Genomic DNA, 13,468 nt, shown 5'->3' on the forward strand with positions numbered 1-13,468 from the left:
TTGAGAAAGAATCTATATGAAGAGGTTGGGCTGACATATGAAGAATACAAGATGATTATAGATATCTTGGGAAGAGAACCAAATGAGTTAGAACTTAATCTTTTTGGGGTTATGTGGTCTGAACACTGTGGATACAAAAATTCAAAAGCACTTTTAAAACATCTTCCTACAAAAGGGGAACATATTTTACAAGGACCAGGAGAAAATGCGGGTATTGTTGACATTGGTGATGGATATGCAGTGTGTTTTAAGGTTGAGAGCCATAACCATCCTTCAGCAGTCGAACCATACGAAGGAGCGGCAACAGGTGTTGGTGGTATAATTCGCGATATATTCACAATGGGCGCAAGACCAATTGCACTTTTGGACTCGCTAAAGTTTGGCAAACTTGAAGATACCAGAACCAAATATTTGTTTGAAGGAGTTGTTTCAGGTATTTCAGGTTATGGTAACTGTGTAGGTATTCCAACAGTTGGTGGAGAGACAACTTTTGATCCTGTATACAAGAACAACATTCTTGTAAATGTCATGTGTGTTGGAATTATGAAAAAGGACAAAATCTTAAAAGGTGTTGCAGAGGGAGTTGGCAATTCTGTCTTTTATGTTGGGCATACAACAGGAAGAGATGGTATAGGCGGTGCTACATTTGCATCAACCGACCTTACACAGGAGTCAGAAGAAAAAAGGTCTGCTGTGCAAGTTGGCGACCCGTTTATGGAAAAGCTGCTGCTTGAGGCATGCTTAGAACTTTTCCAAACAGATGCTGTTGTTGGAATTCAAGACATGGGTGCAGCTGGTTTGACCTCATCTACATGTGAGACAGCTGCAAGAGCGGGAACAGGAATTGAAATAGATGTAGCGCTTGTTCCGAAAAGAGAAGAGGGAATGAATCCAATTGAGGTTATGCTTTCTGAGTCGCAAGAGAGAATGCTTGTTATTGTAAAAAAAGAAAAGGAAGAAGAAGTTTATAAAATATTTGAAAAATGGGGGCTTCATGCTGTTAAGATAGGAAGAGTGACAGATGATGGGATGTTAAGAATCCTTGACAATGGAAAAGTTGTTGCAGAGGTTCCTGCAAAAGCACTTGCACACGCCCCAGCTTATGTAAGGGAAACGAAAGAACCAGAGATTGTAAAAGTATCTCAACAGTTTGACGTCTATTCTATTCCTCAGCCTCAAGACTTGAATGATGCAATCATAAAAATGATCTCCAATCCAAATCTTGCAAGCAAGGAATATATTTATAGGCAATACGATTACATGGTAAGAACTGATACAGTTATAAGACCAGGTAATGATGCAAGTTTGTTGAGAGTCAAGGGTACTAAAAAAGGTATTGCTGTTACAATTGATAGTAATGGCCGATATTGTTATTTAAATCCTTATGAAGGAGTTCAGCTTGTCTTGGCAGAAAGTTATAGAAATATTGTAGCAGTTGGTGCAAAACCTCTTGCTATTACAGATGGGTTAAATTTTGGAAATCCACTCTATCCAGAAATTTACTACCAATTTGTAAAAACAATTGAAGGTTTAAAAGTTGCATGTGAATATTTTGGGACACCAGTTACAGGCGGAAATGTGTCTTTTTACAACCAATCTGAAGAAGGTGCAATTTATCCCACACCGGTAATTGGAATGGTGGGAGTTGTTGAAGATGTTGAGAAGGCTGTAGATATATCCTTCAAGGAAGAGGGAGATATCATTGCAGTAATAGGCAAGACTTTAGATGATATAGGTGCTTCAGAGTATTTAAGTTTCTACCATGGAATTGTTTCTGGAAGAGTACCAAAGCTTGATTTGAAAAGGCACAAAGAAACATGTGACAAGGTGTTAGAATGTATCAATCAAGGTTTGTTTAAATCTGTTCATGACATTTCAGATGGTGGATTTATAATTGCTCTTTTAGAGAGTGCTTTTAGAGGTAAAAAAGGTGCAGCAATTAAAGTAAATACTTCTTTGAGAGAAGATTTCTACCTGTTTAGTGAGACACCAGGGCGATTCTTAGTCACATTAAAAGAAGAGAATCTTCCAAAGATAAGGGAAATTTTAAACGGTATTGAATTAGAAATAGTTGGTGAAGTAACAGACAAGTTTGAAATACTTGGGCAAATAAATGACAAAAAATTAAAATTAAATTTAAATGAAGTTGAAAGGATATATCAGGAGGCAATACCATGTGCTTTAAAGAGTTAGAGGAATCCTTTAAAGACCACTGTGGGATATTTGGAATTTACTGTCCTGATAAAAAACTTGAAGTAGCAAAAGTAACTTACTTTGGACTTTATGCTCTTCAACATAGAGGTCAAGAAAGTAGTGGAATTGCTGTAAATGATACAGGTACAATTTTGTATCATAAGGATAACGGACTTGTCAATGAAGTATTTAATGAGGTGGTTTTGAACCACCTCAAAGGGCACTCAGCAATTGGGCATGTTCGATACTCAACAACTGGAAAGAATGATAGAGAAAATGCCCAACCACTTGTTGTAAAATACAGAAAAGGTCATATGGCACTTGTTCATAATGGAAATTTAGTAAATGCACATATCATTAGAGAAAAGCTTGAACAAGAAGGTGCTATTTTCCAAACTACCATTGATTCTGAGGTAATTGCTAATTTGATTTCGCGAAACAGAATAAAATCGGACAATATAGAAGAGGCCATACTCAAAACAATGGATGAGATAAAAGGCGCGTATTCACTTTTGATTTTGACGCCGAATAAACTAATTGCAGTAAGAGACCCATATGGGCTACGACCGCTGGTGATGGGTAAAATAAACAACAGTATTTGTTTTGCATCAGAAACGTGTGCTTTAGATACAGTAGGCGCTGAATATATAAGAGATGTTGAGCCAGGTGAAATAGTTACTGTAACTAAGGATGGAATTAAGAGTACAAAATATAGACAAAGTTTCAAACATTTGTGTGTATTTGAATTTATCTACTTTGCAAGAGCTGACTCGTATCTTGACGGTATTAGTGTTTATGAAATCAGGAAGAAACTTGGGAAACAACTTTGTAAAGAATCTTATGTTGAGTGTGATATTGTAATAGGAGTTCCAGACTCAGGTACAACCGCTGCTATTGGATTTTCAGAAGAAGCTAAAATACCTTTCTCAGAAGGTTTTGTAAAAAATAGGTACATTGGAAGGACGTTTATTAAACCTGAACAAAGCCAGAGAGAGATATCTGTCAGGCTCAAACTAAACCCGCTAAAGAACAATGTAGCCGGAAAAAGAGTTGTGCTCATTGACGATTCAATAGTCAGGGGTACAACCTCAAGGAAGATAATAAAAATGTTAAGAGACGCAGGCGCGCGCGAGGTACATCTTAGAATAAGCTCTCCACCTGTTCTATTTCCTTGCTATTACGGAATTGACACACCAGATAGAAAAGAATTGATTGCAGCAAACTATACCACGCAAGAGATTGCCAAAATCTTAGGTGCTGATTCGCTCGAATATCTAAGTTTAGAGGGCTTAAATAGCGTGTTTGAAAATAAGCTGCAAAATTTTTGCACAGCTTGTTTTAGTGGAGAGTACATTACCGAAATACCAGAGGGTTTTAATAAGTATATCTTCGAAGAGGGTGTTTGAAAATGACAACTTACAAAGATGCAGGGGTTAATATTGAAGAGGGTTATAAAGCAGTGGACCTAATAAAAAACTTAGCAAAAGAGACATTTGATTCAAATGTTATAACTGATATTGGATCATTTGGAAGTATGTATTTGTTAAATATAGATAATTCAGATTATATCTTGGTTTCAGGGACAGATGGAGTTGGGACAAAACTAAAGATTGCTTTTTACATGGACAAGCATGATACTGTTGGGATTGACTGTGTTGCAATGTGTGTAAATGATATCTTGTGCCATGGAGCAAAACCTCTTTTCTTTTTGGATTACATTGCTTGTGGTAAGCTGAAAAGTGAAAAGGTGGCAACTATAGTAAAAGGTATAGCAGATGGCTGCAAAATTGCAGGCTGTTCGCTTGTTGGGGGAGAAACGGCTGAAATGCCCGGTTTTTATAAGGATGATGAGTATGATTTGGCAGGGTTTGCAGTGGGTATTGTGAAAAAAGACTTAGCGATTTGTGGTCAGGATGTAAATCAAGGAGATGTTTTGATTGGACTTGCTTCAAGTGGGGTTCACAGCAATGGCTATTCACTTGTGCGAAAGGTTTTTGGAGTAGATGAGAATCCTAAAATTCTTACAAAGATCTATGAAGAATTGGGTTTAAGCCTTGGTGAAGAGCTTTTAAAGCCGACGAGAATCTATGTAAAGCCGGTTTTAAAAGTGTTAGAAAAAGTAAAGGTGAATGGAATTGCTCATATTACAGGCGGAGGATTTTTTGAAAACATACCAAGGGCTTTTCCAAAAGGGTTTGTAGCAGTAATTGAAAAAGGTTCATGGGATATTTTGCCTATATTTAAGTTAATTCAGGAGTATGGTAAAATTGATGAGAATGAAATGTTTTCTACATTTAATATGGGTATTGGCATGGTTTTAATAGTATCTAAAGATAATGTCGAGACTGCTATGGAGATTTTAAATGAAGAAGGTATAAATTCATATGTAATAGGTACAATTGAAAAAGGCGAAGGCGGAGTTGTCATAAAATGAAAAAATTAGCTGTATTTGTATCAGGTTCAGGTACTAATCTTCAAGCAATTATAGATGCTATTAAAAATGGAGAGATTTGTGCAACAATATCGTGTGTCATCTCAAACAAAAAAGATGCCTATGCACTTGAGAGGGCAAAACAAAACCAAATAGAAGCGTATTATATCTCTAAAAAGGATTTTCCAAATGAAATTGAATATGAGAAGTATCTTGTCAAATTTCTGAAGGAAAGAGAAATTGATTACATCATCTTGGCAGGATTTTTGTATATTTTCTCTGAATATTTTGTAGAAGAGTTCAAAAATCGCATTGTAAATATTCATCCATCTCTTCTTCCTGCCTTTGGTGGCAAAGGAATGTATGGACTCAATGTCCATAAAAGTGTGATAGAATACGGAGTGAAAGTGACGGGTGCTACAGTCCATTTTGTTGATTCTACTACAGATGGCGGACCTATAATATTGCAAAAGGCCATATATGTAAGATATGATGACACCCCTGAAAGTTTGCAAAAAAGGGTTTTAGAAGAGGTGGAGTGGAAGATATATCCTCTTGCAATTAAACTACTTTGTGAGGATAAAATAGAAATCATTGGGAGAAAGGTTGTTATTAAAGACAAAGAAATCTTAAAAAAGGTGGGAATTGAAGCATGACCAAGAAGGCTATTGTGAGTGTTTATAACAAAGATGGTATTTTAGAGTTTGCTAAAGAACTAAAAAGTCTTGGATACGAAATCATCTCAACTGGCGGAACAATGAAGTACCTAAAGGAAAACGGCATTGATGTGATAAATATAAGTGATGTTACAAATTTTCCAGAGATTTTAAATGGAAGAGTAAAGACACTTCACCCAAATATCCATGCAGGAATTCTTGCAATAAAGGACAACGAGGAGCATGTCAAGACATTAAACGAGCTGAACATATCGTCAATTGACATGGTGGTGGTTAATCTCTATCCTTTCAAGGAGACCATTTTTAAAGAAAATGTAGCATTTGAAGACGTGATAGAGAATATTGACATTGGTGGTCCTACCATGCTTCGCGCTGCAGCCAAGAATTTCAAATATACAACTGTCATAATAGACCCTGCTGATTATGGACTTGTATTAAAAGAGATAAAGGAAAATGGTGATGTTTCATTTGATACAAGGTTTTATCTTGCAACAAAGGTATTTGAATATACTGCATACTATGATTCTATGATTTTTAACTATTTCAAGTATGTGAGGGATGACAAATCTTTCCCAGATTATCTTACAGTTCCACTTGAGAAAGTTCAGCAACTTAGATATGGTGAGAATCCTCATCAGCAGGCAAGTTTTTATAAAATAACTTTGCCGTTTATTGAAAAGTCCAATATACCAAATGCTAAGCAGCTTCACGGCAAGGAGCTTTCGTATAACAATATTCTTGACAGTGATAGTGCTATTGAACTTTTAAAAGAGTTTGATGAGCCAACATGTGTTGCAATAAAACATAACAATCCATGCGGTGTTGCATCAGGTGACAATATCTTTGAGGCATATAAGAAGGTATACGAATGCGACCCAGTGTCTATATTTGGGGGAATTGTAGCATTTAATAGGAAGATAGATAGACAAACAGCTGAAGAGCTGAAAAAAATATTCCTTGAGATAGTGATTGCTCCGGACTTTGATGAAGATGCACTATCTTTGCTTTCTACAAAAAAGGACCTTCGGATATTGAAACTTCCAACTTTGGATAAGGAAAATGTGTATTATGATCTCAAATCAGTAAATGGTGGAATGCTTGTACAGGAAAAGGACAGAAAGTTGTTCAATGAAGATTACCAAATTGTAACAGAAAGAAAACCGACAGAAAAGGAAATGGAAGACCTGATATTTGCTTGGAAAGTTGTAAAACATGTAAAGTCAAATGCAATAGTTATTGCAAAGGACAAAATGACATTGGGGATAGGTATGGGACAGACAAATAGAATCTGGGCTGTTGAACATGCAATCTCACGTTCAAGATTTGATTTGAGTGGAGCAGTACTTGCGTCAGACGCTTTCTTCCCATTTTCTGATAGTGTTGAAGCAGCAGGCAAAGCGGGAGTTACAGCTATTATTCAACCGGGCGGGTCTATTAGAGACAAGGAATCAATTGATGCTGCAAACAGGTATAATATTGCTATGATATTTACAGGTATTAGACATTTTAGGCATTAAAAGAAAAGAGGTGATTTAAGTAATGAGAATATTAGTTGTAGGAAATGGTGGGCGTGAACATGCCATTGCATGGAAGATTTATAATGAAGGTTACAAAGATTTGTTCTGTACACCTGGAAATGCAGGGATTTGTGAAATTGCAACTTGTGTTGATATAAAGGTAAATGAATTTAGCAAGCTAAAAGACTTTTGCATAGAAAAAGGGATAGACTTTGTAATTGTTGGCCCGGACAATCCACTTGCAGATGGGATTGTTGATTATCTTGAATCGTTTGGAATAAAAACATTTGGTCCAACAAAGGATGCTGCAATGATAGAAAGTAGTAAGGTGTTTGCAAAGGAGCTGATGAAAAAGTATGGTATAAAGACAGCAAGGTATAATGTGTTTTACAGTTATGAAGAGGCTTTAGCATTTGTGAATCAGAACGACAAGTATCCTCTTGTAATCAAGGCAGATGGTCTTGCATTGGGCAAAGGTGTGATAATTGCTCAAGACAAGCGTGAGGCTTTAAATGCCATCAATCTTATGATGAAAGAAAGAGTATTTGGAAAGGCAGGCGAAAAGATTGTCATTGAAGACTATTTAAAAGGCGAAGAAGTATCAGTTTTTGTCATCTCAGATGGTAAAGACATCGTGCCTTTGACAGTTGCACGAGACTATAAAAAGGCGTTGGATGGGAATAAGGGACCAAATACAGGTGGCATGGGTGCTTTTTCTCCATCAAGGGTTGTTGATAAAAAGCTTTTTGAAGACATCCTTGAGAATATCATGCTAAAAGCGATATATGGAATGAGGAAAGAAGGGAGACCGTTTAAGGGTGTTTTGTATGGAGGATTAATTCTGACAGAAGAAGGACCAATGGTTTTAGAGTTCAACTCCAGATTTGGCGACCCTGAAGCACAAGCTATTTTGCCACGCATGAAAAGTGAACTTTTAGAAATTATGGTAAAAGCTACAGAAGGAAACTTGAAAAGCGTTGAGGCGAAATTTTCGGACCAGTATTCGATTTGTGTTGTACTTGCCTCAAAAGGCTACCCTGAAAAGTACGAGACAGGCTTTGTAATCGAGGGTTTAGATAAGCTTGAAAGTGATACAATTGTATTCCACGCTAACACAAAATTAGACAATGGTAAGATTAAAACGGCAGGAGGTAGAGTACTAAACATTGTGAGGATTGACAATACTCTCAAAGATGCAAAGACAAAAGTATATGAGGAAATTAAGAAGATTAACTTTGAGAATATGTTTTACAGGACTGACATAGGTGACAAAGAAATTTTTTAGACCTCCCTGTTTAAAAGTAGGTGAAATGAGGTATAAATAATGTGTCAAAAAATTTTAAAGCAAGGAGTGGAGGTCTAAATTGGACATTTGGGTATGTTCAATATGCGGTTATGAGTATGATCCACAAAAAGGTGATCCAGAAAACGGTATTCAACCAGGAACAAGGTTTGAAGACTTACCTGATGATTGGGTTTGTCCTATTTGTGGCGTTGGCAAGGATATGTTTGAGAAAAAATAAAAAAGCTTTTGAAACTTGTGCCCTAAGTCGTCTTAAAGTTTGATGACTTAGGGCATTTTTATGGTATATAATAGTTAATATAAACAGATAAAAGGACAAAGAAAAAAATGGTACTTGAAAATCGTAGCTTTATAGGAATTAATGGACAAGTAAAGAGATTAGGAGAAAAGCTTGATAAAGTTTCATATGAATTTTTGTTTTCTCAAAATGGTTTGAGTGTAGATATAAATTTTAAAGAATCTGCCTATGTAAATGACATAGTGGTGACAGTAGACATAAAAGATTTTGAAATTCTGTTTATGCCAAAACTTCAAAAGGGTCAAAGTGGTCTTGTCTTTTTACATGCTAATTTTCAGATAGTAGTTTTTAGAAAAGAAAAAAAGTATTTTTTATTAAAACTTTCAGGATGGTCAAATATAGAGAATAAATATCTCAGATTCTGTACAAAAGTAAAAGATAAGCTTTTATATATTGGTTTTTTTAATTCATTTGCGATAGACGATAACGATGTGTGTTTTTACTACCAAAATCTACTAACATCTGTATATGTTCCAAAAGACTCCAAGGTTAGGGTAGAAGTTGAGATTTTTGATGGGAATTCTTTATACGATTGTGTTTGGAAATTAAATAGTGTTGTTAAGTATTGTGATATAAAATATGAAGTTTTTCAATTATCATATAAAAATCTACTTAAAGTGATAGATACTCAAAAATATTCAAAAGAGGACGTTGCGAAAAAATTTAAAATGTCTTTACCGGTACCAAGTAGAATATTTAAATTATTTTTTCTTTATTTTCCTAAAAGCCAAACTAATTTTTATTTTGCCTATACCTCTACATTGCAGGTATCGAGTATGTATTATTTAAACCTTGTAAAATCTCAAAAAATACCACCAGACAACTTGATTTATCTCAAAAAACAGATAGAAGAAGTAATTTTGAGTCAAAATGCTTATCATAACTTTTACCGTAATAATATTATGTTAACTGAACTAAAAACACATTATCAGCTACCTTATATTTTACTTTTGTATTTTCAGCTTTGTTATTTGGGTTCAGAAGAACCGACTACAGAGGTTGAAAAAATAATAGAAGAGATTGAATTTGAAATTGTAAGACCTTTTAGATTTTTTTCTGACAGTACCTTAGTGAATATTGAAAATTTTGAGACAAGGTTTGACAATTTGCTATATGCTCAGGAGATAATGACAATTTATGTTTGTTACGAGCTTTATAAAGAGCTTTTTAGATATTATGAACGATTAGATTATCAGAAAATGGCGGAGGACTTAAAAAGTTTATTGATTTTGAATTATAATTTTAATGAGAGATATTTTTATATGAATAACTACTCATATAAAAAAGAGGACTCAATTAAACTTGTTGAAAGGGTAGATAAAAGATGAAGTTAGTTATTTTTGATGGTAACAGTATTCTCTATAGAGCTTTTTTTGCGTTGCCGGAACTTACAACATCAACGGGTATCCCTACAAATGCTATATATGGTTTTTTAAATGTACTCTTAAAATACTTAGATTCAGAAAAACCTGATTATGTGGCAGTGGCATTTGACAAAAAAGGCAGAGCTGCACGAAAAAGTGAATATGAAGAGTACAAAGCCAATCGAAAACCAATGCCAGATTCTCTACAAGTTCAGATACCTTATGTAAGAGAGATACTCAATGCTCTTAACATTCCTATATTAGAACACGAAGGATATGAAGCTGATGACGTCATAGGCACGCTTGTGAATAGGTTTAAAGACCGTGATTTAGAGATTGTAATAATAACTGGAGACAGAGATACTCTTCAGCTACTTGATAAAAATGTAATTGTCAAAATAGTTACTACGAAGTTTGACAAGACCACAGAAGATTTGTATACCATTGAAAATGTAAAAGAAAAATATGGTGTCTTTGCACATCAGGTTGTTGATTACAAAGCTTTAGTAGGCGATGCATCAGACAACATACCTGGTGTTAAGGGAATTGGAGATAAAACGGCCATAAAATTATTAGAAGAATATCAGACCTTGGAAAATATATACCAAAATCTGAAAAACATCAAAGATTCTTTAAGAGAAAAGTTAGAAGCAGGTAAAGATATGGCATTTTTGTCGAAAAGATTGGCAACTATTGTGTGTGATTTACCTGTTGAGGTAACTCTTGAAGAGTTAAAAACAAGAGAATGGGACAAGAAAAGACTATATCAGCTTTTGCTACAGCTTGAGTTCAAAAGTTTCATAAAAAGATTGGGCTTCTCAGAGGAGCTTGAGGAGATAAAACAAACACTTCAACTTCCAAAATTTAACATGAAAGAACTGTATGATATCTCAGAGATAAAGGGCAAAGAAATTTATTTGTTATACTCAGGTGATGAAGGACTTTTTTACGTCTATGACCATCAAACTTCGACTATTTTTACAACTACTGACAAAGGAATTGTTAAAAAGCTATTAAATGTCCAAGGTATTCAAAAGGTAGTGTATGATTTAAAAAATATACTCCATAAAGTGGATTTTGATAAAGCTTATCAAATAAAAGACTGTAATGACGTCATGTTGGCTTCATATGTTTTAGACAGTACACGTAGTTCATACGACTTAGAGACATTGTTTATCTCTTATCTCAATACTGATATCTCTGCAATAAAAGAAAACAAATGTGCTGGTGCTACAGTTTTATTAAGAAATCTTTGGGATGAGCTATCCAAACTCATAGATTTAAATTCCTGCCAATACGTCTATGAAAATATTGAAATCCCACTTGTTCCTATTTTATATGAAATGGAAAAAATTGGTTTTAAGGTGGACAAAAATACCTTACAGGAATATACAAAAGAGATTGAGAGCAAGCTTTTAAAATTAGAGTTTCAGATTTATCAAATAGCAGGTGAGTGGTTTAACATAAACTCACCAAAACAACTCTCATATGTATTATTCGAAAAACTGAAACTTCCAGTTGTTAAAAAGACAAAAACAGGATATTCAACAGACGCTGAGGTGTTAGAAGAGTTATATGACAAACATGAGATAATACCTCTTATCTTGGATTATAGAATGTATACGAAAATACTGACAACTTACTGTCAAGGACTAATGCAAGCAATCAATCCTACAACTGGAAGAGTACATTCAAATTTTATTCAAACAGGTACAGCAACCGGAAGACTCGCAAGTGCGGAGCCTAATCTACAAAACATTCCCGTGAAATATGATGAAGGAAGGCTTATAAGAAAAGCGTTCGTTCCAGAGGAAGGTTATGTGCTGATAGATGCTGATTACTCTCAGATTGAGCTTAGGATACTTGCTCATATCTCTGAGGATGAAAGACTAATAAATGCTTTTAAGAATAACCTTGACATTCATTCGCAGACAGCAGCAGAGATTTTTGGTGTAGATGTAAGCCAAGTTACTCCAACTATGCGAAGCCAAGCAAAAGCTGTTAACTTTGGAATTATATATGGAATTTCAGACTACGGACTTTCACGGGATATAAAGATATCAAGAAAAGAAGCAGCTGAGTTTATTAATCGCTATTTTGAAAAGTATCCGAAAGTAAAAGAATATCTGGACAATGTTGTCAAGTTTGCTCGTGAAAATGGGTTTGTATTGACACTTTTTAACAGAAAAAGATATATCAAGGACATAAAGTCTACTAATAAAAACCTTAGAAGCTACGCAGAAAGAATAGCAATGAATTCACCTATCCAAGGCAGTGCTGCAGATATCATGAAAATAGCAATGATAAGGGTTTATAGAAGGTTAAAAGAGAACAATTTAAAATCAAGGATTATTTTACAAGTTCATGATGAGCTTTTGATTGAGTCACCCTATGAGGAAAAGGAAGTAGTAAAAGAAATAGTAAAAACGGAGATGGAAAATGCTGTTTCGCTGAAAGTTCCCTTGGTAGTTGAAGTGAAAGAAGGTTCAAACTGGTATGAAACAAAGTAGAGTTCTTGGAATTACAGGAAAGATGGGCTCTGGCAAGAGTACTGTCAGTAGCATATTGAGAGAACACTATGGTTTCGAGGTTATAGATGTTGATAAGGAATACCATTGGTTACTACAAAATAGCTCAGAACTGAAATTAAAATTAGCGCAGACATTCGGAGAAGAGATTTTGATAAATAATCAAATTGACCGAGCTAAATTGAGAAAAATTGTTTTGGATTCTGATTTAAATATGGACCGACTAAATCACATTACTCACCCAACTATTTTTGAAAGAGTAAAATTTTTGACTACCGAAAAATACAAAGACAAACGCGTAGTTATTGATGCTGCACTTTTGTTCCAGATTGGACTTGATAAACTTTGTTCGGTAATCTGGTATATTGAGTGTGAAAAAGAAATTATAATTGAACGAGTAATTAGAAAAAGTGGATACGATGTTGAAGAGGTTAAAAAGTTTTTAGAAAGGCAGAAAGATATTGAAAAATACAAGGGCTTGGCAAATAGAGTAATTATAAACAACGTAGACGTTGAGAATTTGAAAACTATCATAGGAAAATATCTCAAAGAGGATGGTTTGGTTTGAAAAGAAAGATTGCAATAATTGTACTGCTTCTAATTTTCCTTTTGTTTTTTGAGCAATTTTACTTTTTGATTTTAAAACAGTTGTACCCCTTGAGATTTGCAAACAGTATTAAGAAGTATAGCAAAGAGATAAATGTAGACCCATATTTAATTTGTGCAATAATAAAAAGTGAAAGCAACTTTAATCAATTTGCTATATCTAAAAAAGGTGCAATAGGGCTTATGCAGCTGTCACCTCTTACTGCTAAATGGGTTGCTTATAAGCTCAAGTTAGAGTACAGTAGAGAGAAGCTATATGACCCTGACTACAATATCTTAATTGGTACATGGTATATAAAATACCTAATAGATTACTACAAAAATGATACAAGACTTGCAGTTGCAGCTTATAACGCTGGTATGACAAATGTAAATAAATGGCTTTATCAAAAAGATAGAAGTACATTTGAGGTAGATGAAATTCCTTTTAAAGAGACAAACCATTTTGTTAGAAGAGTCTTTAAAAGTTATGAGATATACAAAAAACTATATCAAAATGAATTTGAAAATGGTAGCTATTGAGCTTAGAAAGCTCACAAATTTTCCCAAAC

The 13,468-nt window shown here is 34.6% G+C and carries 11 protein-coding genes; all 11 read left to right on the forward strand.

Annotated features, from left to right (window positions below):
- The 11 genes from purL to OTJ99_RS06410 all read left to right on the forward strand — a co-directional run bounded on the left by purL (window position 1) and on the right by OTJ99_RS06410 (window position 13,439).
- On the forward strand, window positions 1-2,193 hold the full coding sequence (gene purL, locus OTJ99_RS06360) for a phosphoribosylformylglycinamidine synthase subunit PurL (protein ID WP_083943496.1): 2,193 nt from the start codon (window positions 1-3) through the stop codon (window positions 2,191-2,193).
- The gene (purF, locus tag OTJ99_RS06365; RefSeq protein ID WP_045164813.1) at window positions 2,175-3,599 is read left to right on the forward strand and encodes an amidophosphoribosyltransferase; all 1,425 of its coding nucleotides are present in this window, start codon (window positions 2,175-2,177) and stop codon (window positions 3,597-3,599) included. The genes purL and purF overlap by 19 nt, the downstream gene beginning before the upstream one ends.
- A gap of 2 nt (window positions 3,600-3,601) precedes the next feature.
- Window positions 3,602-4,627 (forward strand): phosphoribosylformylglycinamidine cyclo-ligase, encoded by a 1,026-nt coding sequence (gene purM, locus OTJ99_RS06370; protein WP_045164812.1) that lies wholly within the window; start codon window positions 3,602-3,604, stop codon window positions 4,625-4,627.
- Window positions 4,624-5,280 (forward strand): phosphoribosylglycinamide formyltransferase, encoded by a 657-nt coding sequence (gene purN, locus OTJ99_RS06375; RefSeq protein WP_045164811.1) that lies wholly within the window; start codon window positions 4,624-4,626, stop codon window positions 5,278-5,280. Before purM ends, purN begins: the two co-directional genes overlap by 4 nt.
- A complete protein-coding gene (purH, locus tag OTJ99_RS06380; RefSeq protein ID WP_045164810.1) occupies window positions 5,277-6,818 on the forward strand; it encodes a bifunctional phosphoribosylaminoimidazolecarboxamide formyltransferase/IMP cyclohydrolase in 1,542 nt (513 codons plus the stop codon). Before purN ends, purH begins: the two co-directional genes overlap by 4 nt.
- A gap of 22 nt (window positions 6,819-6,840) precedes the next feature.
- On the forward strand, window positions 6,841-8,103 hold the full coding sequence (purD, locus tag OTJ99_RS06385) for a phosphoribosylamine--glycine ligase (RefSeq protein ID WP_045164809.1): 1,263 nt from the start codon (window positions 6,841-6,843) through the stop codon (window positions 8,101-8,103).
- Between the two features lie 79 nt (window positions 8,104-8,182).
- Window positions 8,183-8,341: a rubredoxin gene (gene rd, locus OTJ99_RS06390; RefSeq protein ID WP_045164808.1), complete on the forward strand. Its 159-nt coding sequence runs from the start codon at window positions 8,183-8,185 to the stop codon at window positions 8,339-8,341.
- Window positions 8,342-8,448: 107 nt separating this feature from the next.
- Window positions 8,449-9,747, forward strand: coding sequence for a hypothetical protein (locus OTJ99_RS06395; protein ID WP_045164807.1), 1,299 nt, complete (start codon window positions 8,449-8,451; stop codon window positions 9,745-9,747).
- A complete protein-coding gene (gene polA / locus OTJ99_RS06400; protein WP_045164806.1) occupies window positions 9,744-12,293 on the forward strand; it encodes a DNA polymerase I in 2,550 nt (849 codons plus the stop codon). The genes OTJ99_RS06395 and polA overlap by 4 nt, the downstream gene beginning before the upstream one ends.
- Window positions 12,280-12,879 carry a dephospho-CoA kinase gene (coaE, locus tag OTJ99_RS06405; protein ID WP_045164805.1) on the forward strand — a complete coding sequence of 200 codons (600 nt, stop codon included), beginning with the start codon at window positions 12,280-12,282 and terminating at the stop codon, window positions 12,877-12,879. The genes polA and coaE overlap by 14 nt, the downstream gene beginning before the upstream one ends.
- Entirely contained in the window at window positions 12,876-13,439 is a 564-nt protein-coding gene (locus OTJ99_RS06410) for a lytic transglycosylase domain-containing protein (RefSeq protein WP_045164804.1), read from the forward strand. The genes coaE and OTJ99_RS06410 overlap by 4 nt, the downstream gene beginning before the upstream one ends.
- The last annotated feature ends 29 nt before the right edge of the window (window positions 13,440-13,468 follow it).

The sequence above is a fragment of the Caldicellulosiruptor naganoensis genome, from assembly GCF_026914285.1.
In the GTDB taxonomy this organism is placed as follows: domain Bacteria; phylum Bacillota; class Thermoanaerobacteria; order Caldicellulosiruptorales; family Caldicellulosiruptoraceae; genus Caldicellulosiruptor; species Caldicellulosiruptor naganoensis.